Source organism: Actinomadura harenae, from assembly GCF_003696215.1.
Classification (GTDB): Bacteria; Actinomycetota; Actinomycetes; order Streptosporangiales; family Streptosporangiaceae; genus Spirillospora; species Spirillospora harenae.
Window position 1 is genome coordinate 1 of sequence record NZ_RFFG01000081.1, and the last position, 24,855, is coordinate 24,855.

Below are 24,855 nucleotides of genomic sequence, written 5' to 3' on the forward strand. Positions count from 1 at the left end.
CGCGCACACCGCCGTCGGCCAGCTCCAGGCCGCCCGCGCCGGTCTCGCCGAGGCCGCCGAGGCGACCACGCCCGCCGTCCGCTACGTCAGCGCCCACCTGGCCGCGCTGCGCGCCGCCGCGGCCGTCCTGGCCGCCCACCAGCCGCTCGATCTCACCCGCCGCCGTGCCCGTCCGCGCAGCGTCTGGGTCCTGCTCCCCGAAGCCGACCCGGCCCTGCGCGAATGGGCCGCCTACTTCGCCGCGGGCGCCGACAAGCGCGCCGCCGCCGAGGCCGGACTCCCGCGGGCCGTCACCGCCCGCGAGGCCGACGAACTCCTCCACGACGCCGGCATCTTCGTCACCCTCGTCGAGGACACCCTCGGCGTCCCGATCCAGCAGAACCTGTGCTGACGACGGCCCGCGGGGGCTGAGGCCGCCGCCCGAGACTCCCGGAGGACGCGCGTTGCGGGGCCGCTCCTCCGGGCCCTGCGTCCCGGCGTGAGGGCACGGACGACGATCCGCCCCGTCCGCGCCCTCACCCGGGGACCCCGCCCCGGCCGTCGCGCCCCTTGGGACGGCCGGCCGCCCGGGCCGTCGCGGCGCCATCCTCACCGCGCCGCGACGGCCCGGGTCCTTGCCCCCTCGCCGTGCCGCGCCTGCCGCTGTCCGTCCCGTTCCGCCGTGTGGGGGCCGTTGTCGAGTGCATTCGGGGGCGCGGTCGTGGGGCCGGGTGGTGTGAGGCGTGCCACGGGGACGGAGGTGCGCGGCAGGCGGAGTGATCTTGGTTCTGACCTCGGCCGATGGCCGGACGTGGTCACGGGCTGTGGTGGCGTGGACCTGGCGTCGAGGGCTTGTTTGAGCGTCTAAGTGGTTTATCCAGAGTGCATATACGTTTGCCCCGGACAACAATATTCGCGTGGCGATATGGCGAATAGGGCGTGATGGACGGGGTGCGCGTGAGCGTGTGACCGGCGAGGCGGAGGCCGGGCCGAGGGGATCCGGGGGAGCGACGGCGCGGGGGCTTCCCGCGCTGTTGGCGTTTCTGGGGGTGGTGGCCTACTCGCTGTCGATGTCGGTGCTGACGCCCGCGATGCCCCTGCTGCAGCGGGATCTGCACACGTCGGCGGCGGGCGCCGCGTGGGGGCTGACGGCGATGATGCTGTCCGCGGCGGTGTCGACGCCCGTCGTGGGGCGCCTGGGTGACCTGTACGGGCCCCGGCGGGTGCTTCTGGTGGTTCTGGGCGTCGCGACCGCCGGGACCGTCCTGGCGGCGATTGCGCCCTCTCTGGGGGCATTGCTGGCCGGGCGGGCGCTCGCCGGGGTCGGCGGGGGAGTGTTCCCGCTGGCGTACACGGTGATCCGGAACGTGCTCCCGGCGGGGCGGACGGCGGCGGCGGTCGGGCTGATGTCGTCGATGCTCGGGCTGGGCGGGGCGCTGTCGTGGTGCGTGGCCGGGCCGGTCATCGACCTGCTGGGGTGGCGGTGGCTGCTGTGGATGCCGGTGGTCGGGCTGGTGCCGGGGCTGGTCCTGGCGTGGCGGCTCGTCCCGCATGTGCCCGGACACCCTGGAGCGGGCGTGGACTGGTGGGGCGCGGGCCTGTTCTCGGCGTGGATGGTGGCGGCGCTGACCGCGATCACGCAGGGCATGTCGTGGGGCTGGACGTCCGCGGGGGTGCTCGGGCTCGCGGGCGCGGCCGTGGCCCTGGCGGCGGTCTGGTGGATCGTGGAACGGCGGGTGGACGAGCCGCTCGTCGATCCGCGCCTCATGCGCGTGCGCGGGGTCTGGACGGCGAACGCCGCGTCCCTGCTGGCCGGTTACGGCCTGATGGCGGGCGGGGTGCTGTTCCCGCTGCTGGTGCAGGCGCCGCGTCCGACGGGGTTCGGCGGGAGCGCGACGGCGGCGGCGATGCTCCAGCTTCCCGCGAGCATCGGGATGACGGTCGCGGGCATCGCCGCCGGACGGCTCCACCACCGCGTCGGGTCCCGCGCCGTGCTCATGGCGGGGGCCGCGCTCACGGGCGCCGGGTACGTGGTCGTCGCGCTCGCCCATGACGCGATGTGGGAGCTGTACCTCGGCGGCACCGCGCGGGGGATCGGGCTGGGGCTGGCCTACGCGGCGGTCGCGAACCTGGTCGTCGCGGCGGTGGAACCCGCGCAGACGGGGGTGGCGACCGGCGTGAACACGCTCCTGCGGACGGTCGGAGGCTCGCTCGGGACGCAGGTCAGCGCGGTCATCCTCACCGCCTCGACCGTCCACGGCCATCCGGCGGGGTCCGGCTACACGACCGGTTTCATCGTCACGGCGCTGTCGATGGCGGGTGTGCTCGCGCTCGCCCTGGCCGCCCCCAGAACCCGGGCCGGGACCAGGACCGGGGCTCAGACGGCCGGACGGCCCGGCGGCACGAGGCCGCCGGGCCGTCCGACACAGGTGTCTCCGCCCGGCCTCCGGAGGGTTCCCGGAGGCCCTGGTTCGAGCTAGAAGGACTCCACGGCCCGGCGGGCCTCGGGGTCCAGCACGCCCCAGCCGATGAGCTCCTCGGTGAGCTCGGTCGGGGACTTGTCGTAGATCACGGCAAGAGAACGCAGGTCCTCCTGCCGGATGGACAGGACCTTTCCGTTGTAGTCGCCCCGCTGGCTCTGGATCGTCGCGGCGTAACGGGCGAGGGGACCGGCCTTGTCCTTCGGAAGCTGCTGCAGGCGCTCAAGGTCGATGACGAGCTTGGGCGTTGGCCCGAGCGGGCTCGGCGCGGCTCCGCCGGGCAGCAACTCGGAGACCGGCACGCCGTAGAAATCGGCGAGCTCGGCCAGCTTCTGAACGGTGACGGCGCGGTCGCCCCGCTCGTACGAACCCACGACGACGGCCTTCCAGCGGCCACGGGACTTCTCCTCCACACCGTGCAGGGACAGGCCCTGCTGGGTGCGGATGGCGCGCAGGCGCGCGCCGAGAGCCTTAGCGTATTCAGACGGCATTTCGCGGCCCCCCAGGCTCACTCTCGTCGTCGTTCTCTGATTCCCGGGCGCCGGTGGGTCCGGCGCCGGGCGGAGTCGGATTCCCCGGCCTGTCACGGCCCGGAAGTCCTCCTCCAGGGATGGTTACGGACAGTGACGGTAAAACGGTGACGCTCCCAGGTCAAGCCGATTGGAAAAAAGCGGTCGAATCCGTAGGTGTCGATCCGGGTCGTCCGGATCACCGCGAAGGCCCGCACGCCCCGCCCTGCGGGCATCGCAGGCCCCCCTCGCGCGCGTTCCGCGCGGGCGGGCGCACGGCCCCGGTGTGACCGCTCTCACCAGGCAGAATGCGCCGGGGAGGGGTTCGGTTCAGGGGGATCGGCCTGCTACCTTGTCCGGGACAAGGCGTCCTTTAAGACCCGTCCTGTGAGGCGGGAAAGGAGGTTCAGGCGGTGAATGCTGCCCACCGGCCGGACGATCCGGCCGAGACGCGCGTGACCGGCCGTGACAGCGGCCCGGACTCCCAGCAGAAGGCGGTTCTGGAGGGTCCCGACATCCGGCGCGCCCTCACCCGTATCGCCCACGAGATCCTCGAGCGCACCAAGGGCGGCGAGGACGTCGTCCTGCTCGGCATCCAGACCCGCGGCGTGACGCTCGCCGAGCGGCTGGCCGGGGCCCTGAACGAGGTCGAGGGACGGCCCGTCCCGTGGGGCTCCCTCGACGTGACGATGTACCGGGACGACCTGCGGCTGCGGCCCGCCCGCGCGATCCGCCGCACCGAGCTGCCCCAGGGCGGCATCGAGGACCGGGTCGTCGTCCTGGTCGACGACGTGCTGTTCTCCGGGCGGACCGTGCGCGCCGCGCTCGACGCCCTGAACGAACTCGGCCGCCCCCGCGCCGTCCAGCTCGCCGTCCTGGTGGACCGCGGGCACCGTGAGCTCCCGATCCGCGCCGACTACGTGGGCAAGAACCTGCCCACCTCGACGCGCGAGACGGTGAAGGTCCTGCTGGCCGAGAACGACGGCCGGGACGCCGTCCTCCTCGGTCCGAAGGAGGAGAAGTAAGTGAAGCGTCATCTCATCTCGGCCGCCGACCTGACCCGCGACGACGCGCTGCTCGTCCTCGACACCGCCGAGGAACTGGCGCGCGCGACCGAGGGGTCGATGAAGAAGCTGCCGACGCTGCGCGGCCGGACGGTCGTCAACCTCTTCTTCGAGGACTCCACCCGCACCCGCATCTCGTTCGAGGCGGCCGCCAAGCGGCTCAGCGCGGACGTCATCAACTTCTCCGCCAAGGGCTCGTCGGTCAGCAAGGGCGAGAGCCTGAAGGACACCGCGCTCACCCTGGAGGCCATGGGCGCCGACGGCGTCGTCATCCGGCACGGCGCGTCCGGCGCGCCGCACCGCCTGGCCAACTGGGTCAAGGGCAGCGTCGTGAACGCCGGGGACGGCACGCACGAGCACCCCACCCAGGCCCTGCTGGACGCGTTCACCATGCGCCGCCGCCTCGGCGACCTGGAGGGACGCAAGGTCACCATCGTCGGCGACATCCTCCACAGCCGGGTGGCACGGTCCAACGTGCTGCTGCTGAACACCCTGGGCGCCGAGGTCACCGTGGTCGCCCCGCCGACCCTGCTGCCGGTCGCGATCGACACCTGGCCCGCCGAGGTCTCCTACGACCTGGACGCCGTCCTGCCGAAGAGCGACGTGGTGATGATGCTGCGCGTCCAGCACGAGCGCATGAACGCCAGCTACTTCCCGACGGTCCGCGAGTACAGCCGCCGGTACGGCCTGGACGCGGAGAGGATGGCACGCATGGCGGATCACGCCATCGTCATGCACCCCGGCCCGATGAACCGGGGCGTGGAGATCGCGGCCGAGGTCGCCGACTCCGTCCGGTCCACCATCGTCGAGCAGGTCGCCAACGGCGTCAGCGCTCGCATGGCCGTTCTCTACCTGCTGCTCGGCGGTTCCGAGCCCGCCATCGGCAAGGAGGTCTCCCAGTCATGAGCACCGCGTACGTCATCAAGGGCGCCCGGATCCTCGGCGGGGACCCCGCCGACATCGTGGTCCGGGACGGCGTGATCGCCGAGATCGGCGCGAACGTGAACACCGAGGGCGCGGAGGTCGTCGAGGCCGAGGGCCTCATCGCGCTGCCCGGCCTGGTGGACCTGCACACCCACCTGCGCGAGCCCGGCCGCGAGGACGCCGAGACCGTCGAGTCCGGCACCAGGGCCGCCGCGATGGGCGGGTACACCGCCGTCCACGCGATGGCCAACACCGACCCCGTCGCCGACAGCGCGGGCGTCGTCGAGCAGGTCTGGCGGCTCGGCCGCGAGGCCGGGTACTGCGACGTCCAGCCGGTCGGCGCGGTCACCGCGGGACTGAAGGGCGAGCGGCTCGCCGAGCTCGGCGCGATGGCCGACTCGGCCGCCGGCGTCCGGGTGTTCTCCGACGACGGCCACTGCGTCTCGGACGCGGTGATCATGCGGCGGGCGCTGGAGTACGTCAAGGCGTTCGACGGCGTCGTCGCCCAGCACGCGCAGGAGCCCCGGCTGACCGAGGGCGCGCAGATGAACGAGGGCGAGATGAGCGCCGCGCTCGGCATGCGCGGCTGGCCCGCGGTCGCCGAGGAGGCGATCATCGCCCGGGACGTGCTGCTCGCCCAGCACGTCGGGTCGCGGCTGCACGTGTGCCACGTGTCCACGGCGGGCTCGGTGGAGATCATCCGCTGGGCCAAGTCCAAGGGCTGCCGGGTGACCGCCGAGGTCACCCCGCACCACCTGCTGCTGAACGACGGGCTCGCCGCGTCCTACGACCCGATCTACAAGGTCAACCCGCCGCTGCGCACGGCCGACGACGTGACCGCGCTCCGGCACGCCCTGGCGGACGGCACGATCGACGTCGTCGCCACCGACCACGCGCCGCACCCGGTCGAGGCCAAGGAGACCGAGTGGGCCGTGGCCGCGATGGGCATGATCGGCCTGGAGACGGCGCTGTCGGTCGTCCATGAGGCCATGGTCGAGACCGGCCTGCTCGACTGGGCCGGGGTCGCCGAGCGCATGTCGCTCGCCCCCGCCCGCATCGGCCGCCTCTCCGGGCAGGGCCGTCCGCTGGAGGCGGGGTCGCCCGCCAACATCACGCTGTACGACCCGTCGCCGCGCCGCGCCGTGGACCCGGCCGCGATGGCGTCCAAGAGCCGCAACACCCCCTACGCGGGGCTGGAGCTGCCCGGACGCGTCGTCGCCACGTTCCTGCGCGGCCGCGCGACCGTCCTGGAAGGAAAGCTTCAGTGACCCCACCCCCCGCACTTCTGGTTCTGGAAGACGGACGGACGTTCGCCGGGGTCGCCTACGGGGCCGAGGGGGAGACCTTCGGCGAGATGGTCTTCAACACCGGCATGACCGGCTACCAGGAGACCCTCACCGACCCGTCCTACGCCCGGCAGATCGTGGCGATGACCGCCCCCCACATCGGCAACACCGGCGTGAACGACGAGGACCCCGAGTCGTCCCGCATCCAGGTGGCCGGGTACGTGGTGCGCGAGCCCGCGCGGGTCGCGTCGAACTGGCGGGCCACCGGCTCGCTGGGCTCGGCCCTGCGCGCGCAGGGCGTGGTCGGGATCGCGATCACCGGCACCCGGGCGCTGACCCGGCACCTGCGCGACCGCGGCGCGATGCGCGCCGGGATCTTCTCCGGCGACGCCGCCCAGGCCCCCGTGGACGAGCTGCTGAGGCGCGTCCAGGAGTCGCCGCAGATGGCCGGCGCGTCCCTCGCCGAGGAGGTCGCCACGAAGGAGGCCTACGTCGTCCCGGCGATCGGCGAGAAGCGGTTCACGGTCGCGGCCGTGGACCTCGGCATCAAGGGCATGACCCCGCACCGGATGGCCGAGCGCGGCGTCGAGGTGCACGTGCTGCCCGCGACGGTCACCGCCGAGGACATCCTCGCGCTGGACCCCGACGGCGTGTTCTTCTCCAACGGCCCGGGCGACCCCGAGACCGCCGACCACCAGGTCGCGGCGCTGCGCGGGGTCCTGGACGCCGGCAGGCCGTTCTTCGGCATCTGCTTCGGCAACCAGATCTTCGGCCGCGCGCTCGGCCTCGGCACCTACAAGCTGCGCTTCGGGCACCGCGGCGTGAACCAGCCGGTCCAGGACGTCCGCACCGGCAAGGTCGAGATCTCCGCGCACAACCACGGGTTCGCCGTGGACGCGCCCAAGGACGGCCCGTTCGACACCCCGTACGGCCGCGCCGAGGTCTCCCACGTGAACCTGAACGACGGCTGCGTCGAGGGGCTGCGGCTGCTCGACCGCCCGGCGTTCAGCGTCCAGTACCACCCTGAGGCGGCGGCGGGCCCCCACGACGCCTCCGGCCTCTTCGATCAGTTCGTCTCGATCATGGAGGCCGGGAAGTAATGCCGCGCAGGGAAGACATCCGGTCCGTCCTGGTCATCGGGTCCGGACCGATCGTGATCGGGCAGGCCGCCGAGTTCGACTACTCCGGCACGCAGGCGTGCCGCGTGCTGCGCTCGGAGGGCCTGCGGGTCGTCCTGGTCAACAGCAACCCGGCGACGATCATGACCGACCCGGAGGTGGCGGACGCGACCTACGTCGAGCCGATCACCCCGGAGACCGTCGAGAAGATCATCGCCAAGGAGCGGCCGGACGCGCTGCTGCCCACGCTGGGCGGCCAGACGGCCCTCAACACCGCGATCGCGCTGTTCGAGAGCGGCGTCCTCGACACCTACGGCGTCGAGCTGATCGGCGCGGACGTCGACGCGATCCAGGCGGGCGAGAACCGCGAGAAGTTCAAGGAGGTCGTCGCGAAGGTCGCGCGTGAGCAGGGCCTCAACGCCGAGTCCGCGCAGTCGGTCATCTGCCACACCATGGACGAGGTCCTGGCCGCCGCGACCGGCCTCGGCTACCCGGTCGTCGTCCGGCCGTCGTTCACCATGGGCGGCGCGGGCTCCGGCTTCGCGCACGACGAGGACGACCTGCGCCGCATCGCCGGCGCCGGGCTCGACGCGTCCCCGACCAGCGAGGTGCTCCTCGAGGAGTCCATCCTCGGCTGGAAGGAGTACGAGCTGGAGGTGATGCGCGACCGCAACGACAACGTCGTCATCGTCTGCTCGATCGAGAACCTCGACCCGATGGGCGTGCACACCGGCGACTCGATCACCGTCGCGCCCGCCATGACGCTCACCGACCGCGAGTACCAGAACATGCGGGACGTCGCGATCGCGGTGATCCGCGAGGTCGGCGTCGACACCGGCGGCTGCAACATCCAGTTCGCCGTCCACCCCGGCACCGGCCGGATGATCGTCATCGAGATGAACCCGCGGGTGTCGCGGTCGTCGGCGCTGGCGTCCAAGGCGACCGGCTTCCCGATCGCCAAGATCGCCGCGCGGCTGGCCGTCGGCTACACGCTGGACGAGATCCCGAACGACATCACCCGCGTCACCCCGGCCTCGTTCGAGCCGACGCTCGACTACGTCGTCGTCAAGGTCCCGCGGTTCGCGTTCGAGAAGTTCCCCGGCGCGGACGGCACGCTCACCACGCACATGAAGTCCGTCGGCGAGGCCATGGCCATCGGCCGCAACTTCACCGAAGCCCTCCAGAAGGCGCTGCGGTCGCTGGAGCAGAAGGGCTCGTCCTTCTCCTGGACGGGCGCCGTCGGCGACAAGGCCGAATGGCTCGCCAAGGCCGCCCAGCCGCACGACGGGCGCGTCCGGGACGTCCAGCGGGCCCTGTGGGCGGGCGCGACCGTCCAGGAGGCCTACGAGGCGACCCGGATCGACCCGTGGTTCCTCGACCAGATCGCCGGGCTGAACGAGATCGCCGACGAGATCCGCACGGCCGAGGACGCGCTCACCCGCGACAAGATCCTCACCGCCAAGCGGCACGGCTTCTCCGACGCCCAGATCGCCGAGCTGCGCGGGCTGAAGGAGGACGTCGTCCGCGAGGTGCGGCACGCCCTCGGCGTCCGGCCGGTCTACCTGACCGTGGACACCTGCGCCGCCGAGTTCGAGGCGAAGACGCCGTACCTGTACTCGGCCTACGACGAGGAGACCGAGGTCCCGCCGGGGGAGAAGCCGAAGGTCATCATCCTCGGCTCCGGCCCGAACCGGATCGGGCAGGGCGTGGAGTTCGACTACTCCTGCGTCCACGCGTCCTTCACCCTCGCCGAGGCCGGCTACGAGACCGTCATGGTCAACTGCAACCCCGAGACCGTCTCGACCGACTACGACACCTCCGACCGGCTCTACTTCGAGCCGCTCACCCTGGAGGACGTCCTGGAGGTCGTGCACGCCGAGCAGCGCTCCGGCCAGGTCGCGGGCGTGATCGTCCAGCTCGGCGGGCAGACCCCGCTCGGCCTGGCGCAGAAGCTCAAGGACGCGGGCGTCCCGATCGTCGGCACCTCGCCCGAGTCGATCCACCTGGCCGAGGAGCGCGGCGCGTTCGGCCGCGTCCTGCACCGGGCCGGGCTCCCCGCGCCCAAGCACGGCACCGCCACCTCCTACGAGGAGGCGCTCGAGATCGCGTCCGAGATCGGCTACCCGGTGCTCGTCCGGCCGTCCTACGTGCTCGGCGGACGCGGCATGGAGATCGTCTACGACGACGTCACGCTCGAGTCGTACATGGCCCGCGCGACCGAGGCGTCCCCCGAGCACCCCGTGCTCGTGGACCGCTTCCTCGACGAGGCCATCGAGATCGACGTGGACGCCCTGTTCGACGGCGAGGAGCTCTACCTCGGCGGCGTCATGGAGCACATCGAGGAGGCCGGGATCCACTCCGGCGACTCGGCGTGCGCGCTCCCGCCGATCACCCTCGGCCACGACGACCTGCGCCGCATCCGCGAGGCCACCGAGGCGCTCGCCCGGGGCATCGGCGTCCGCGGGCTCATGAACGTCCAGTACGCGCTGTCCGCGGGCGTCCTGTACGTCCTGGAGGCCAACCCGCGCGCGTCCCGGACCGTCCCGTTCGTGTCGAAGGCGACGGCCGTGCCGCTGGCCAAGGCCGCCGCCCGCGTCATGATGGGCGCGACGGTCGCCGCGCTCCGCGCCGAGGGCCTGCTGCCGCCGTCCGGCGACGGCGGGGCCCTCCCGCTGGACGCGCCGATCGCGGTCAAGGAGGCCGTCCTCCCGTTCGACCGGTTCCGCAACGCCAAGGGCCAGGGCGTCGACACCGTCCTCGGGCCGGAGATGCGGTCCACCGGCGAGGTCATGGGCATCGACGAGGTGTTCGGCACCGCCTACGCCAAGTCGCAGCAGGCCGCCTACGGTCCGCTTCCGACCAAGGGACGGGCGTTCGTTTCGGTGGCGAACCGGGACAAACGCCACATGATCTTCCCCGTGAAGCGCCTTGCTGACCTCGGCTTTGAGATTCTTGCCACGGAAGGGACCGCCGAGGTCCTGCGCCGCAACGGCGTGCGTGCCAAGATCGTGCGCAAGCACAGCGACGGTCCCGGCGCCGAGGGCGAGCCCACCATCGTGCGGCGCGTCCTCGACGGGGAGGTGGACCTCATCGTCAATACTCCCTTCGGGAGCCCCGGGCAGTCCGGGCCCCGGCTGGACGGCTACGAGATCAGGACCGCGGCCGTCCTGCGCGGCGTGCCGTGCGTGACCACCGTCCAGGGGCTCGCCGCGGCCGTGCAGGGCATCGAGGCCATCGCCGGCGGGCAGGTCGGCGTCCGCTCCCTCCAGGAGCACGCCGAGCGCCTGAGCGGCGCGCACGGCGTTCTCGGGCAGGGGTGAGCTGAGCAGAACGGGCCCCGGCGGGCCGGCCCCCGCGAAGGGGGCCGCCCGCCGGCCCGGACGAGGACGAGAGGGAGACGGGTGTCCGACTCACCGGTGCAGACGTCGGCGACGGTCCTGACGGTCCGCCAGGTGCAGGACTACCACGCGCTGACGCTGGTGGCCCCGGCCATAGCCGAGCGGTTCCGGCCCGGCCAGTTCGTGGCGCTCGCCGTCGGCGGCGAGCACTCCGCCCGGCTGGTGCGGCGCTGCTTCTCGGTCTACGAGGTCAAGTCGGACTACGGCGGGACGATCGAGATCGTGTTCGCCGACACCGAGCCCGGCACGGCCTGGCTCGCGGGGCGCCGCTCCCGCGACCAGGTCGACCTGCTCGGCCCGCTCGGCCGCCCGTTCCGCCTGCCCCGCGACCCGGTGAACTGCCTGCTGGTCGGCGGCGGCCCCCAGGGCGCGGCGCTGTTCGCGCTCGCCGACACCCTGGCCCGCCGCGGCTGCAAGGTCCACTTCGTGCTCGCCGGCGGGTCCGCCCCGGAGGTGTTCGGCTCCCGGATGGCCCAGCGCATCGGCGACTCCGCCCTGTCGGTCACCGAGGACGGCTCGCTCGGCGAGCGCGGCACCGTCCGCGACGTCCTGCCCCGGGCCATCGACGAGACCGGCGCGGACGTCGTCTACGCCTGCGGCCCGACCTCGCTGCTGCGCGCGGTCACCCGCGTCGCGGGCGACTTCGGGCTGCCGTCCCAGGTGTTCCTGGAGGAGTTCCTCCAGTCCACCGCCGTCTGCGGGATCGGCGTGTGCGGGACGTGCGTCCTGCCGTTCCACGGCGACGACGGCGTCACCCGCATGGTCCGGGCCTGCGCGGACGGCCCGGTCCTGCGCGGCGACCGGGTCCGCTGGGGCGACCTCGGCACCATCCCGTTCGACGCGCTCGGCGCGCCGCGCGTGCTGTCGGCCGTCCCGTCCGAAGGAGCCGGCCGATGACCCCCGGGCCGTCCAGACCGTCCCTGCCCCCCAGACCGCCCGTGCCCTCCAGATCGTCCGTGCCGCCGCGTGAGGGGACCGACCGATGAGCGCCGCGTCCACCGACATGACCGTCCGGATCGGCTCGCTGGAACTGCCCAACCCGGTGCTCACCGCCGCCGGGTGCGGCGGCAGCGGACGCGAGCTGGCCCCCTTCTTCGACCTCACCCGGATCGGCGCGTTCACCACCGCCTCGGTGACCACCCAGCCGCGCGCCGGGCGCCCCACCCCCCGCGCCGCCGAGACCCCCGCCGGCCTGCTCACCGCCGTGGGCCTGCCCGGCCCCGGCGTCGAGCCGTTCCTCGAACGCGACCTGCCCTGGCTCGTCGACCGCGACGTCCGGACGATCGTGTCGGTCGCGGGCAACAGCGTCGAGGAGTTCGCCGAGGTCGCCCGGCGGCTGCGCGGCGTCCCGAACATCGCGGCGATCGAGGTCAACGTCGCCTGCCCGAACGTCGCCGACCGGGGCCGCATGTTCGGCTGGCACCCGAGCGCCGCCGCGGCCGTGGTCGGGGCCGTCCGGCTGCACTCGCGGCCCGGCACCCCCGTCCTGGCCAAGCTCGCCCCCGACGTCACCGACATCGCCCGCATCGCGCTCGCCTGCGTGGACGCGGGCGCCGACGGCCTCACCCTGGTCAACACCATGGAGGGCATGGCGATCGACCCGGTCACGCTGCGCCCGGCGCTGACCGGCGTGTCCGGCGGGCTGTCCGGGCCCGCGATCCGCCCCGTCGCGGTCCGCTGCGTCTACCAGGTGCACGCCGCGCTCCCCGACACCCCGATCATCGGCGTCGGCGGCGTCGACTCCGGCCTCGCCGCCCTGGAGTTCATCCTGGCCGGGGCGAGCGCCGTCGCCCTCGGCACCACCCTGTTCCACGAGCCCGGGGCGCCGCTGCGCGTGCTGCGCGAGCTGGAGGACGCCCTGGCGTCCCGCCGCATCGCGCACCTCGCCGACGCCGTCGGGCTCGCCCACAAGCCCGCGGGGTACGTCCCGCCGCGCGTCCTGCCCCTGCCCCCGGGCGACACGGAGGCCGCCGCCGACCCCGGGGAGGCCCCTGTGGTCGCCGCTGAGGCGCCGAACGGCGCGTCCGGCCCCCGGAGGCGCCCGGCGTCCCCCGCGGCCGCTGACGCCGCGTTCGGGGCGCAGTCAGACGGCTCAGGCGGCGCGGACGCCCGTCCGGAGGCCCGCGAGGGCTCCGCACGGTCCTGGGAGGCGCGGATCCCCGCGCCCGCGGGCCCCCGCCGCCCGGACGCCCCGGCCCCCGAACCCGCCGCGGCCGACACCAAGGAGAGACTCCCGTGACCGCAGTACCGGCCCCCATCGCCGTCGCCCTCGACGCCCCCGACCTGGACACGGCCGCGCGCTGGGCCAGCCAGGTCACCCCGCACGTGAGCACCGTCAAGGTCGGCCTCGAGCTCTACCTCCGCTACGGCCCCGACGTGGTCGCCAGCGTCCGCGGGGCCAGCGGCGTCCAGGTCTTCCTGGACCTGAAGCTCCACGACATCCCCGCGACCGTCGCGGGCGCCACCCGCGCCGTCGCCCGCCTCAAGCCCGCCTACCTGACCGTCCACGCCGCGGGCGGCCCCGCCATGATCCGCGCCGCCGCCGAGGCCGCCCCGGACACCCGCGTCGCCGCCGTGACCGTCCTGACGTCCCTGGACGACGCCGACCTCGCCGGGATCGGCCTCGCGGGCCCCGCGTCCGACGCCGTCCTGCGCCTGGCCGCCCTGTCGGTCGAGGCGGGCGCCCGCGCCCTCGTCTGCTCCGCGCACGAGGCCGCCGCCGTCCGCGCCGAGGTCGGCCCCGAGATCACCCTGATCACCCCCGGCGTCCGCCCGGCCGGCGCCGCCACCCAGGACCAGGCCCGCGTCGCCACCCCCGAGCAGGCCCTCGCCGCCGGCGCCGACCTCCTCGTCATCGGCCGCCCCATCACCGGCGCCCCCGACCCCGGCGCCGCCGCCGCCTCCATCGCAACTTCGTTGCGCCACGTTGTTTGATTGAGCCCCCGGCTCCGCGCCCTCGCCTGGCGGCTGTGTTGACTGAGCCTCCGGCTCCGCGCCCTCGCCTGGCGGCTCGGGCGCGGCCCGGTGACTCGTGCGAGTGCGGCATCGCTTCGCGATCAACCGTGCGGGGCTCGCCTTCGGCGTCGCCCCGCACGGTTGGTAACGCACTCGCTGCGCGGCCTCAGCGCGTCACAGGGCGAAGTACGCGCGGGGCTGAGGACTGCGCGCGGGTTGAGGGCCGCGCGGGGTTGGAGGCAGCGCTGGCTGACCACCGCGCGGGCTGACCACCGCGCGGGCTGACCACCGCGCGGGCTGAGCGCCGTGCGGGGTGAAGAGCGCGCGGGGTGAGGAGCGCGCTTCGGCCGGAAATCTTTGATCGTCGTCCGTCGAGCGCGCGCCTGGGGCGTGCGGATCGGCGGTGTGCCCGGGGGCGGGGCGAAAACGTGACCAAGATCATCTTTGGGCGGGGTGATGAGTGACGGGTTTCGGGGGTTTATGGGGGGAAAGTTGCGATCTTGGCTATGTGTCCAGGTGGCGGGGCCGAGGCCGTCTGACGGGGCCGAGTTGGGTACACTCTGTATTCAGGACACTCCAAGGAGTGATTTTCGTGATTTTGTGGCGGGTAAAACGGCACTTCACGTTGCCTTATGGGCCGTGAACTCGCTAGTTTCCCGTCCCGTCCGACTCCGTCGAGTGGAAACCTGAGGTGACCCGGCGTGGCTCTTCCGCCCCTAACCCCCGAACAGCGCGCCGCAGCCCTGGAGAAGGCTGCCAAGGCGCGCAAGGAGCGTGCCGAGGTTAAGAACCGGCTGAAGCACGGGGGGACCTCGCTTGCCGAGGTTCTCAAGGAGGGTCAGTCCGACGACGTCATCGGAAAGATGAAGGTGTCGGCTCTCCTGGAATCCCTGCCCGGTGTGGGCAAGGTCCGTGCGAAGCAGATCATGGAGCGCCTGGGCATCGCCGAGTCCCGCCGTGTGCGGGGCCTCGGCGCCAACCAGCGCGCCTCCCTGGAGCGTGAGTTCGGCGGCGGTGGAAACCGCTGACCCCCGATCCGCGAGCGGGCGCGACGGTGCTGCCGTCGCGGCCGGCCCGGGCGTGCCCGGATCCGGCACCAACCCGTTCAGCTCCGGTGCGCCCATGACCGCGCCGGACGGCTCCCAGCTGACGCATGGTCGGCTCGTCCGTCGCCTCACGGTCCTCTCCGGGCCGTCGGGCGTCGGCAAGAGCACGGTCGTCGCCGAGATCCGGCGGGCCCACCCCGAGGTGTGGCTGTCGGTCTCGGTGACCACCCGGTCCCCCCGACCGGGTGAGCAGGACGGCGTGCAGTACCACTTCGTCGACGACGCCGGTTTCGACCGGCTCGTCGCCGAGGGAGAGCTCCTCGAATGGGCGGAGTTCGCGGGCAACCGTTACGGGACCCCGCGCCGCCCGGTCGAGGAGCGTCTCGGCCGCGGCGAGGCCGTCCTGCTGGAGATCGACCTCCAGGGCGCCCGCCAGGTCCGGGGGACGATGCCGGAGGCCCGCCTGGTCTTCCTGGCCCCGCCCTCCTGGGACGAGCTGGTCCGCCGCCTCACCGGCCGCGGCACCGAGCCGCCCGAGGTGATCGAGCGCCGCCTCGAGGCCGCCCGGGTCGAGCTCGCCGCCGAGAAGGAGTTCGACGTCACGCTGGTGAACACGGCCGTGCAGGACGTCGTGCACGAGCTGCTAGTCTTGATGGCTGTTCGTCAGTAAGCATCCGCGCCGCGCATCCGCCGCCCCGAGAACGGGGTGGGACGCGACGTCGGTCATCTAGTGGAGGGCCACCGCGTGGCAGCCAGCAACGACGGCATCACCAACCCGTCCGTCGACGACCTGCTCGAGGTCGTCGACACCAAGTACGGTCTCGTGAGCATCGCGGCCAAGCGTGCCCGGCAGATCAACGCCTACTACGCCCAGCTGGGCGAGGGCCTGCTCGAGTACGTCGGTCCGCTCGTCGAGACCCAGGTGCAGGAGAAGCCCCTCTCGATCGCGCTCCGCGAGGTCCGCGAGGGCCTGCTCAAGGCCGAGCCCGTCGAGGGCTGACCCGGCGTCCGGTCCGCGGACCGCCGCGTCCTAGAGTCACCCGTATGACAGCCCCCGACAAGCCCCGCGTGGTGCTCGGCGTCGCCGCCGGGATCGCCGCGTACAAGGTGTGCGAGCTGCTGCGGCGACTCACCGAGTCCGGCCACGACGTCACGGTCGTGCCGACCGAGGACGCCCTGCGCTTCGTCGGCGAGCCCACCTGGGCCGCCCTGTCCGGCAACCCCGTCTCCACCCGTGTGTGGGACGGGGTTTCCGGCGTTCCGCACGTGCGCATCGGTCAGTCCGCCGACCTGGTGTTCGTCGCCCCGGCCACGGCCGACCTGCTGGCCCGCGCGGCGCACGGGCTGGCCGACGACCTGCTCACCAACACGCTGCTCACCGCGCACTGCCCGGTCGTGTTCGCGCCCGCGATGCACACCGAGATGTGGGAGCACCCGGCCACGCAGGCGAACGTCGCGACGCTCCGCGAGCGCGGCGCGATCGTCCTCGACCCGGCGTCCGGGCGCCTCACGGGCAAGGACACCGGGCGCGGGCGGCTGCCCGAGCCGTCCGAGCTCTTCGACGTCGCCCGCCGCGTCCTCGGCCGCTGGCTGAAGGCCCGCGCCGCCGCCGGGCCCGCGGAGACCGGCTCCGGGACCGTGGCCGCCGGGCGGCGGGCCGACCCGCACGCGGCGGGCCTGTTCGATCTCGCCGGACGGCACGTCGTGGTGTCCGCAGGCGGCACGCGCGAGGCCCTCGACCCGGTGCGGTTCCTCGGGAACCGGTCGTCCGGGCTCCAGGGGTACGCGCTCGCCCGGACGGCCCTGGCGCGCGGCGCCCGCGTGACGCTCGTCTCGGCGAACGCCGCCCTGCCGGACCCGGCGGGCGCCCACGTCGTCCCCGTGGGGTCGGCGCGCGAGATGCGCGAGGCCGTCCTCGCCGCCGCCGGGGACGCGGACGTGGTGGTCATGGCCGCCGCCGTCGCCGACTTCCGTCCCGCCGAGTACGTCGACTCCAAGATCAAGAAGGACCCGGACGGGGAGCCCGCGCCGATCCGCCTGGTGAAGAACCCCGACATCCTCGCCGAGCTGGGCGCGGACCGCCGCCCGGGACGGGTCGTGGTCGGGTTCGCGGCCGAGACCGACGACGTGCTCGCCCACGGCCGGGAGAAGCTGAAGCGCAAGGGCTGCGACCTGCTGGTGGTCAACCAGGTCGGGGCCGACCTGACCTTCGGACGGCCGGACAACGCGGCGGTCGTGCTCGGCGCCGACGGCTCGGCGACCGAGATCCCGCGCGGCCCCAAGGAGGATCTCGCCGACGTGGTGTGGGACCTGGCGGCCGCGCGGCTGACGGGCGCGCCTGAGGCATGACCGAGGCGCGCCTGAGGCGTGACTGAGGCGCGCCTCACCCCGAGGACCGGGCGCGGGTCTAGCTGTTCTCGAGGTCGTTCCCGATAGACTCGCATGGAAAACTCAAGCGCAAGCCCGGGGGCGGGGGGCCGGCGTCTCCCGCCATCAACACCGAATAGTCCGTTCTGCGACGTCAGTCAGCAGCCGCTGCAAGGAGTTCACGTAACGTGTCTCGCCGCCTGTTCACCTCCGAGTCCGTCACCGAGGGGCACCCGGACAAGATCGCGGACCAGATCAGTGACGCCATCCTGGACGCGATGCTCAAGGACGACCCGTCCTCCCGGGTCGCCGTGGAGACGATGATCACCACCGGTCAGGTGCACGTGGCCGGTGAGGTCACCACCGAGACCTACGTCGACATCCCCGGCGTGATCCGGGAGAAGATCCTCGAGATCGGCTACGACTCGTCCAAGAAGGGCTTCGACGGCCACTCCTGCGGCGTGTCGGTCTCCATCGGCGCGCAGTCGCCCGACATCGCGCAGGGCGTCGACGACGCCTACGAGTCGCGCGAGGAGGGCCTCCAGGACGACCTGGACCGGCAGGGCGCGGGCGACCAGGGCCTGATGTTCGGTTACGCCAGCAACGAGACCCCCGAGCTCATGCCGCTGCCGATCACCATCGCGCACCGGCTGTCGCACCGCCTGTCGGCGGTCCGCAAGGGCGGTGTGGTCCCCTACCTCCGTCCCGACGGCAAGACCCAGGTCACCATCGAGTACGACGGCGACCGCGCCGTCCGGCTCGACACGGTGGTCGTGTCGTCCCAGCACGCTCCGGACATCGACCTCAAGGAGCTGCTGACCCCGGACGTCAAGGAGCACGTCGTCGACCCGGTGCTCGCCGAGTTCGACATCGACACCACCGGTTACCGGCTGCTGGTCAACCCGACCGGGCGGTTCGAGATCGGCGGCCCGATGGGCGACGCGGGCCTGACCGGCCGCAAGATCATCGTCGACACCTACGGCGGCATGGCCCGCCACGGCGGCGGCGCCTTCTCCGGCAAGGACCCGTCCAAGGTCGACCGCTCCGCCGCGTACGCGATGCGCTGGGTCGCCAAGAACATCGTCGCGGCCGAGCTCGCGGACCGCGCCGAGGTCCAGGTCGCCTACGCGATCGGCAAGGCCCAGCCCGTCGGCGTCTTCGTCGAGACCTTCGGCACCGAGAAGGTCGCCGTCGAGAAGATCCAGCTGGCCGTCACCGAGGTCTTCGACCTCCGCCCGGCCGCGATCGTCCGCGACCTGGACCTGCTCCGCCCGATCTACTCCCAGACCGCCGCGTACGGCCACTTCGGCCGTCCGGAGCCCGACTTCTCCTGGGAGCGCACCGACCGCGCCGAGGCCCTCGCCAAGCACGCCGGCCTCTGACCGGTACCCCGTGAAAGGCCCCCGCGCCAGCGGGGGCCTTTCTTCGTATGTCGGGTCGTATGTCGGGGCTGATGCCAGGCGGCCGCTGCCACTCGCAGGCGGCGGCCGTAGGTGTGGAGCCGGTCACTTACACGCGGTTCCGCGGGGGAGTTCGTAGCGGGCGCCTACGGTGTAGCGGCCCGCGGTGGGGAGTTTGAGCTCGACGAAGTCCTTGTCGGGGCCGGTCTTGACCTGGGCCAGGCAGGCGCCGTTGCCGGGGCCCTTGACGCTGAGCCAGGGGGAGTGGGCGATGCGGAGGAGGTAGGTGCCGCTCGACGGGGCGTTCACGACGACCTTGTCGGGGCGGAAGCTCTGGACGTAGGCGGGGCCCTGGACCAGGGGGGTGGGCTCGGTGACCTGGAAGAGGCGCCAGTTGGCGTCGCGCCAGACCTCGTTGAGGTAGGGCTGGCCCGCGCGGACGAGGACGTCCTCGTTGTGGGAGGACCAGTCGATCTCCTGCTCGGGCAGGACGACGTAGTGGACGGCCCACTTGTGGAGCCAGTCGCGGTAGGCGTCGGCCGGGAGGGTCTTCTCGTAGAAGAGGGCGTTGCGCTCGGCGTCGACCTGGCGGTTCCAGCCGCGGGCGAGGATGACCTGGCGGCTGAGGCCGGACGCCTCCCAGTGGGAGCGCAGCGGGACGACCTCGACGCGGCCGCGGTCGGCGCCGCGCCGCCGGAGCTGGGTGATCAGGTCGCGGGACTGGGTGGCGGCCTCGGCGGCGGGGGTGGTGTGGATCAGGTCGTCCATGGGCTTCACGACCTGCCAGACGCCCGTGACGATGAAGGCGACGCAGAGGACGGCGAGCCTGCGGCGGTCGGTGACGCGGCCGACGGCGCAGAGGAGGAAGACGCCGCCGAAGACCAGGGACATGCGTTCGACGTTGCTGCCGACCGGGGAGGGGATCAGCCAGGTGAGGGTGATCCCGGCGAGGTAGACGGCGGCGCCGATCCGGATGAGCCTCCAGTCGCGGGGGGCGCAGAGCAGGAGGGCGATCACGCTGGTGATCGCTGGGAGGACGATCGCGGCGAGCGAGATCGGCTGGACGCCCGTGAAGGGGAACAGCAGGGTGGTCGTCCCGACGACCAGGGGCATGCCGAGGCAGATCGCGATGCCCGCGCGGCGGCGTCCGGTGAGGAACATCGCGGCGCCGATGACCAGCAGGAACAGTCCGGCGACGGGGCTGGCGAAGGTCGCGAGGAGGCCGAAGCCGACCATGCCGGAGGCACGCAGGAACGGGGTTCCGCGGGCGGTGAAGGCGCACATGACGGCGCCGAGGGCGAACAGCAGGCCGAGGCCGAAGGTGGTGCGCCCGGACGCCGAGTTGCAGGAGATCGCGAAGGCGGCCCAGACGGCGGCGGGCAGCGCGACGGGGGCCCGGAACCGGACCAGCATCATCGCGGAGAGCGTCGCGGACAGGGTGCCGCTGATCACCGCGACCGTCCGGATCCCGAACCAGGCCATGAGGAACGGCGAGATCACGCTGTACGACGCGACGTGGATGCCGCCGTACCAGCCCAGGTTGTAGGCGGCCCACGGGTAGTGCCCGACGAAGTGCGTCCAGGCGGCCTGGGCGGCGAGGTCGCCGCCCTCGGTGGCCAGGAACAGCGCCCAGACCATGTGCAGGACGAACGCCACGACGGTCGCGGCGACGACGGGGTTGCGCGGGTTCGCCCAGCGCCGCCAGCGCGGCCCGGGTACGGGCGGCGTCGAGGGGGCGGCGGGGGCGGAGCCCACCCGCGCGGAGGCCGATGCGGTGGTCAACGCTGCCTACAGGATCCGGAGGGACGGTCTGGGCCCGGGGGGCACCGGCCAATGATCCACCGATCCCCGAATGAGTTCAAACCGGTCACGGACGGTTCCACGGGACTGGCGCACCCCCTGGTCTGGTAGGACGAACGTGTGAGCAACGACGGTGGGGACTCCGGGCTGATCCCGGGACTGGACGTGATTCCGGACGCCCCCGGCGGGACGACGGTACCGCCCGGGACGTCCGTCGCGCCCGGAAAGTCCCCCCGGCGGGCCGGGACGCAGGGCAAAGGCGGGGTCAAAGCGGCGTCCGGGAACGGTGTGGGGAAGGCGGCGAAGAAGGGCGCGCGGGTCCCCGCCGGGCACCTCCCTGTGGCCCGGGTCGCGGTCGACATGTCGCTTCCCCATCTGGACCGGCCCTTCGACTACCTCGTACCCAACGAACTCGACGACAAGGCCGTGCCAGGGTGTCGGATTCGTGTGCGTTTCGCCGGTCAGCTCGTGGACGGCCTCCTGCTCGACCGCGTCCGGGAGAGCGATCACGAGGGGCGGCTGTCGTTCCTGGAGCGGGTGACCTCGCCCGAGGCCGTCCTGGCCCCGGAGATCGCGGCCCTGGCCCGGGAGGTGGCCGACCGGTACGCGGGGACGCTCGCCGACGTGCTGCGGCTGGCGATCCCGCCCCGGCACGCCAAGGCGGAGGGCGAGCCGCCTCGGGAGCCCGCCACGGCCCCGGAGCCGCCCGACGGTCCCGGGCCCTGGTCGCGGTACCCGGCCGGGCCGTCCTTCCTGGCCGCGCTGGCCGCCGGGCGGGCCCCACGCGGGGTCTGGACGGCCCTGCCCGGCCCCGAGCGGGTCACGGCGATCGCGCGGGCCGTCCGGACGGCGCTGGCCGCCGGGCGCGGGGCGCTGGTCGTCCTCGCGGACGGCCGGGACGTGGCCCGCGTGGACGCCGCGCTCACCGGGGAGCTGGGTGAGGGACGCCACGTCGCGCTGACCGCCGATCTCGGCCCGACCGAGCGGTACCGGCGCTGGCTGGCGATCCGGCGCGGGGCCGTGAAGGCGGTCGCCGGGACGCGGGCGGCGATGTTCGCGCCGGTCCGTGATCTCGGCCTGGTCGTCCTGTGGGACGACGGGGACGACGTGCACGCCGAGCCGCACGCGCCCTACCCGCATCCGCGCGAGGTGCTGGCGCTGCGCGCACACCGTTCGCAGGCGGGGGCGCTGATCGGCGGGTACACGCGGACGACCGAGGCGACCGTCCTGGTCGAGACGGGGTGGGCGCACGCCCTGACGGCCGACCGGGAGACCGTCCGGGCGGCGATGCCGCGCGTCCGGCCGGTCGGGGACGACTTCGACATGTCCCGGGACGAGGCGGCCCGCGCCGCCCGGCTGCCGCACCTGGCGTTCGAGACGGCCCGGCGGGCGCTGGAGCACGGCCCGGTGCTGGTCCAGGTGCCCCGGCGCGGGTACCTGCCCGCGCTGTCCTGCCAGCGCTGCCGGACGATGGCGCACTGCTCGGCCTGCCAGGGACCGCTGGCGCTGACGTCCGCGCACGCCGCGCCGTACTGCCGCTGGTGCGGCCGGATCGCGGGGGACTGGCACTGCCCCGAATGCGGGTCCTTCCAGCTCAGGGCCGTGGTCGTCGGGGCCCGCCGCACCGCCGAGGAACTCGGCCGGGCGTTCCCCGGCGCGGCCGTCCGGACGTCGGGGCGCGAGGGCGTCCTCGACGCGGTCGGCCCCGGGAGGGCGCTGGTCGTGTCCACGCCGGGCGCGGAGCCGGTCGCCGAGGACGGGTACGCCGCCGCGCTCCTGCTGGACGGCTGGGCGCTGCTCGGGCGGGCCGACCTGCGGGCCGCCGAGGAGGGCCTGCGGCGCTGGATGAACGCCGCCGCGCTCGTCCGCCCGGGCGGGCCGGTCGTGGTCGCCGCCGACGGGTCGCTGCCCGCCGTCCAGGCGCTGCTCCGCTGGGATCCGGTCACCTTCGCCGAGCGGGAGCTGGGCGAGCGCCGCGAGGCGGGGTTCCCGCCCGCGTTCCGGATGGCGTCGCTGACGGCGGTCCCGGCCGCGATCCGCGAGCTGCTGGCGGACGCGCGCCTGCCCGCGTCCGCCGAGGTCCTCGGGCCGGTTCCGGTCGCTGAGAAGCCGCAGCCGGGGCAGCCTCCGCGCGAGCGGGCCCTCGTCCGGGTGCCGCGCGGGGACGGCCTGCCGCTCGCCCGGGAGCTCCAGGCCGGGCAGGGCGTCCGCAGCGCCCGGAAGACGACCGAGTACGTCCGTGTGCAGATGGACCCCCTGGAGCTCATCTGAGTTCTAGGGTGGCCGCGTGAACGATGAGACGTGGGTGCGGGACGTCACGGACCGGCTCGCCACCTGGGCCGATGGGCCGGGCGGCGCTGACCGGGACGTGGACGTCGACGGCGCGGAGCTGCTGCTCGACCTCGCGCGCGAGGAACTGGGGCTCACCGGCCCGGACGGGCTGACCCCGGAGACCCTGCGGGCGCTGCTGCTGGAGGTGTTCCCCGAGACGGTCGTGGCGGAGGCCGGGGAGGTCCCGTCGATCCTCGCGGCGCTGCGGGCCCTGGTCGCCTTCCTGGACGGGACGGGCGCGCTCCCCGGCGGGCGGGCGGCGGCGCTCGTCGCCGAGCTGGAGGCGGTCACGCCCGCGTTCACCCGGGTCGTCGAGGACGCCGACACCGACGAGCGGCGCGCCGCCGCCGAGGTGATCGCGGGGATGATGGCCGAGGACGGCGTGGACACCGGCGACGTCGCGGCCGTCGAGCGCTGGGTGGCCGCGTTCGAGGCCCTGCCCGAGTCCGAGCGGTTCACCCGGACCGAGGACTACCTGCGGCGGGCCGAGGAGCTGGTCGTCCCGCCCGTCCGGCTGGCGTCCGTGGACGAGCTGGCCCGCGCGGCCCGCGCGTCCGGCCTCCTTCCGTCCGCCGACTCCGCCGACTCCGGCGACTCCGGCGACTCCGGGGGCGGGGACGATGACGCGGCCGTTCTGGAGGCCTGGCTGACCAGGTTCGACGAGGTCGCGGTGGCCGAGCCGTCCGGGGACGAGGAGGTCGAGGTCGCCGAGCTCGTCCGCGGCGAGCTGACCGGCGTCCTGATCCAGCTGTACGAGCAGCGCGAGCCGTCCGCTCCGGACGACCTGACGCGCGTCCTGCTCGATCACGTCGAGGCGGTGTACGAGGTCGGCGACCCGCGGCTGCTCGCGCGGGCGGTCGCCGAGGCGCTCCGCGAGCAGCTGGGCGAGTTCGCCGCGTGGGGCGTGGTGGCCGAGGCGGGCGGCGGCCTGGAGCTGACCCCGCTCGGCGTCTGGGGCGTCCGGGAGCTGCTGCTCGCCGACGGCTACCTGGCGCCGGTCGTCGGGGCGCTGGCCGCGGCGTCCGCGGCCGAGCTGGTCGCCGGGCTCGTCCTGCACCGCCCGGACACCCTGGACGACGAGATCACCGCCTGGCTGGACGGCCGGGACCGGCCGGGCGCCGCCCGCGACCTGATCGCGATCATGCGGGACGGCCGTCCGGGCGAGCGGGTGCTGGCCGCCGCCGTCCTGGACCGGCTGGGCGCGGAGGCCGAGCCGCAGGTCCGGGACGCCGTGGACGACCCGACCGTCCGGCCGTACGCGGCGCGCTGGCTGACCGGGCACGGCCTGCCCGCGCCGGAGCCCGACCCGGACTGGCTGTTCGTGGACGGCGTCGCCGGGCGCCTGGAGACCGCTGCCCCCGTCGAGGCCGTGACCGCCCTGCCCGTCCCGGACGACGTGGCCGCGCTGTGGCGCTGCCACCATCCGGCGACCGCCGAGGTGCTCGGCGCGCTCGGCGACCACCATCCGGACCGGGGGACCGCGAAATCGGCCCGGACCGCCGCCTTCAAGGCGCGGTCGGCCGCCGGGGGATCTTAGACTGGACGGTTCGTAGACTGGACGTGCCGACGGTCCATGACCGCGGCGCGCCCCTGAAGGCGAAATCACGCCCGCCGAACCAAGCCCGCCGAGACCACGACCACGGAGCCGTCCTTGTCCGTCAAGCCCATCCGCCTCTTCGGCGACCCCGTGCTGCGCACCCCTGCCGAGCCGGTCAAGGACTTCGACAAGGAGCTGCGCCGGCTCGTCAAGGACCTCACCGACACCATGATCGACGCGCCCGGCGCGGGACTGGCCGCGCCGCAGCTCGGCGTGGGCCTGCGGGTGTTCACCTACTACGTCGACGACGTCCTCGGCCATCTGATCAACCCGTCCCTGGACCTGTCGGACGAGCAGGAGACCGGCGACGAGGGCTGCCTGTCGCTGCCCGGCCTGGCGTTCCCGACGCCGCGCTCGGTGCGGGCCGTCGCCAAGGGCTTCAACCAGCACGGCGAGCCGATCACCGTCGAGGGCACGCACCTGCTGGCCCGCTGCGTCCAGCACGAGACCGACCACCTGGACGGGATCATCTTCATCGACCGGATGGACGCCGAGCAGCGCAAGGCCGCGATGAAGGCGATCCGGCAGGCCGAGTGGTTCGGCGACCCGGTCCCGCAGGTCAAGGTGTCCCCGCACCGCACGGCCGGGAAGGCTCTCTGAC

General features: G+C 73.7%; 20 protein-coding genes. 18 read left to right on the top strand and 2 right to left on the bottom strand.

The window, feature by feature from the left end:
* Positions 1–391 (top strand): SAV_6107 family HEPN domain-containing protein (locus EBO15_RS31980; RefSeq protein ID WP_122198211.1); only part of this gene is annotated, 391 nt, incomplete at its 5' end.
* Between the two features lie 622 nt (positions 392–1,013).
* Entirely contained in the window at positions 1,014–2,459 is a 1,446-nt protein-coding gene (locus EBO15_RS31985; protein WP_233616566.1) for an MFS transporter, read from the top strand.
* On the opposite strand, the gene bldD is transcribed toward EBO15_RS31985, so the two are convergent.
* Positions 2,456–2,950: a transcriptional regulator BldD gene (bldD, locus tag EBO15_RS31990; protein ID WP_021597992.1), complete on the bottom strand. Its 495-nt coding sequence runs from the start codon at positions 2,948–2,950 to the stop codon at positions 2,456–2,458. The genes EBO15_RS31985 and bldD overlap by 4 nt on opposite strands.
* Positions 2,951–3,423: 473 nt before the next feature.
* Here bldD and pyrR point away from each other — a divergent pair, with 473 nt between their 5' ends.
* The 13 genes from pyrR to metK all read left to right on the top strand — a co-directional run bounded on the left by pyrR (position 3,424) and on the right by metK (position 18,508).
* Complete coding sequence (gene pyrR / locus EBO15_RS31995) at positions 3,424–3,993, top strand: bifunctional pyr operon transcriptional regulator/uracil phosphoribosyltransferase PyrR (protein ID WP_122198212.1); 570 nt, start codon at positions 3,424–3,426, stop codon at positions 3,991–3,993.
* The gene (locus tag EBO15_RS32000; protein WP_122198213.1) at positions 3,994–4,938 is read left to right on the top strand and encodes an aspartate carbamoyltransferase catalytic subunit; all 945 of its coding nucleotides are present in this window, start codon (positions 3,994–3,996) and stop codon (positions 4,936–4,938) included. It begins immediately after the preceding gene.
* Positions 4,935–6,224, top strand: coding sequence for a dihydroorotase (locus EBO15_RS32005; RefSeq protein WP_122198214.1), 1,290 nt, complete (start codon positions 4,935–4,937; stop codon positions 6,222–6,224). Before EBO15_RS32000 ends, EBO15_RS32005 begins: the two co-directional genes overlap by 4 nt.
* Positions 6,221–7,342 (top strand): glutamine-hydrolyzing carbamoyl-phosphate synthase small subunit, encoded by a 1,122-nt coding sequence (gene carA / locus EBO15_RS32010; RefSeq protein ID WP_122198215.1) that lies wholly within the window; start codon positions 6,221–6,223, stop codon positions 7,340–7,342. Before EBO15_RS32005 ends, carA begins: the two co-directional genes overlap by 4 nt.
* The gene (gene carB / locus EBO15_RS32015) at positions 7,342–10,680 is read left to right on the top strand and encodes a carbamoyl-phosphate synthase large subunit (protein WP_122198216.1); all 3,339 of its coding nucleotides are present in this window, start codon (positions 7,342–7,344) and stop codon (positions 10,678–10,680) included. Before carA ends, carB begins: the two co-directional genes overlap by 1 nt.
* Before the next feature lie 81 nt (positions 10,681–10,761).
* The gene (locus EBO15_RS32020; protein ID WP_122198217.1) at positions 10,762–11,655 is read left to right on the top strand and encodes an iron-sulfur cluster-binding protein; all 894 of its coding nucleotides are present in this window, start codon (positions 10,762–10,764) and stop codon (positions 11,653–11,655) included.
* Between the two features lie 85 nt (positions 11,656–11,740).
* Positions 11,741–12,997: a dihydroorotate dehydrogenase gene (locus EBO15_RS32025; RefSeq protein WP_122198218.1), complete on the top strand. Its 1,257-nt coding sequence runs from the start codon at positions 11,741–11,743 to the stop codon at positions 12,995–12,997.
* A complete protein-coding gene (gene pyrF, locus EBO15_RS32030; protein ID WP_122198219.1) occupies positions 12,994–13,692 on the top strand; it encodes an orotidine-5'-phosphate decarboxylase in 699 nt (232 codons plus the stop codon). The genes EBO15_RS32025 and pyrF overlap by 4 nt, the downstream gene beginning before the upstream one ends.
* Before the next feature lie 722 nt (positions 13,693–14,414).
* Positions 14,415–14,741 carry an integration host factor, actinobacterial type gene (gene mihF, locus EBO15_RS32035; protein ID WP_026411631.1) on the top strand — a complete coding sequence of 109 codons (327 nt, stop codon included), beginning with the start codon at positions 14,415–14,417 and terminating at the stop codon, positions 14,739–14,741.
* A gap of 94 nt (positions 14,742–14,835) precedes the next feature.
* Positions 14,836–15,429 carry a guanylate kinase gene (gene gmk, locus EBO15_RS32040; protein ID WP_122198238.1) on the top strand — a complete coding sequence of 198 codons (594 nt, stop codon included), beginning with the start codon at positions 14,836–14,838 and terminating at the stop codon, positions 15,427–15,429.
* Between the two features lie 75 nt (positions 15,430–15,504).
* Entirely contained in the window at positions 15,505–15,759 is a 255-nt protein-coding gene (gene rpoZ / locus EBO15_RS32045; protein ID WP_117359693.1) for a DNA-directed RNA polymerase subunit omega, read from the top strand.
* A 44-nt stretch (positions 15,760–15,803) separates the two neighbouring features.
* Complete coding sequence (locus EBO15_RS32050) at positions 15,804–17,108, top strand: bifunctional phosphopantothenoylcysteine decarboxylase/phosphopantothenate synthase (protein ID WP_122198220.1); 1,305 nt, start codon at positions 15,804–15,806, stop codon at positions 17,106–17,108.
* Positions 17,109–17,314: 206 nt separating this feature from the next.
* Positions 17,315–18,508: a methionine adenosyltransferase gene (gene metK / locus EBO15_RS32055; RefSeq protein WP_122198221.1), complete on the top strand. Its 1,194-nt coding sequence runs from the start codon at positions 17,315–17,317 to the stop codon at positions 18,506–18,508.
* Between the two features lie 123 nt (positions 18,509–18,631).
* On the opposite strand, the gene EBO15_RS32060 is transcribed toward metK, so the two are convergent.
* A complete protein-coding gene (locus tag EBO15_RS32060) occupies positions 18,632–20,308 on the bottom strand; it encodes an MFS transporter (RefSeq protein WP_147481759.1) in 1,677 nt (558 codons plus the stop codon).
* Positions 20,309–20,614: 306 nt separating this feature from the next.
* Here EBO15_RS32060 and EBO15_RS32070 point away from each other — a divergent pair, with 306 nt between their 5' ends.
* The 3 genes from EBO15_RS32070 (at position 20,615) to def (ending at position 24,854) form a co-directional block, all read left to right on the top strand.
* Positions 20,615–22,597: a primosomal protein N' gene (locus tag EBO15_RS32070; protein ID WP_378237793.1), complete on the top strand. Its 1,983-nt coding sequence runs from the start codon at positions 20,615–20,617 to the stop codon at positions 22,595–22,597.
* 16 nt (positions 22,598–22,613) lie between these two features.
* Positions 22,614–24,194, top strand: a complete 1,581-nt coding sequence (locus EBO15_RS32075) for a hypothetical protein (protein ID WP_147481760.1) — start codon at positions 22,614–22,616, stop codon at positions 24,192–24,194.
* Positions 24,195–24,308: 114 nt separating this feature from the next.
* Positions 24,309–24,854, top strand: a complete 546-nt coding sequence (gene def, locus EBO15_RS32080; RefSeq protein ID WP_122198226.1) for a peptide deformylase — start codon at positions 24,309–24,311, stop codon at positions 24,852–24,854.
* Position 24,855 lies beyond the last annotated feature (1 nt).

What these genes read in the sequence shown, in the direction of transcription:
- bldD (WP_021597992.1), bottom strand. Translation starts at nt 2,950, where the DNA reads ATGCCGTCTGAATACGCTAAGGCTCTCGGCGCGCGCCTGCGCGCCATC.
- EBO15_RS32005 (WP_122198214.1), top strand. Translation starts at nt 4,935, where the DNA reads ATGAGCACCGCGTACGTCATCAAGGGCGCCCGGATCCTCGGCGGGGAC.
- carB (WP_122198216.1), top strand. Translation starts at nt 7,342, where the DNA reads ATGCCGCGCAGGGAAGACATCCGGTCCGTCCTGGTCATCGGGTCCGGA.
- EBO15_RS32025 (WP_122198218.1), top strand. Translation starts at nt 11,741, where the DNA reads ATGAGCGCCGCGTCCACCGACATGACCGTCCGGATCGGCTCGCTGGAA.
- gmk (WP_122198238.1), top strand. Translation starts at nt 14,836, where the DNA reads ATGACCGCGCCGGACGGCTCCCAGCTGACGCATGGTCGGCTCGTCCGT.
- EBO15_RS32050 (WP_122198220.1), top strand. Translation starts at nt 15,804, where the DNA reads ATGACAGCCCCCGACAAGCCCCGCGTGGTGCTCGGCGTCGCCGCCGGG.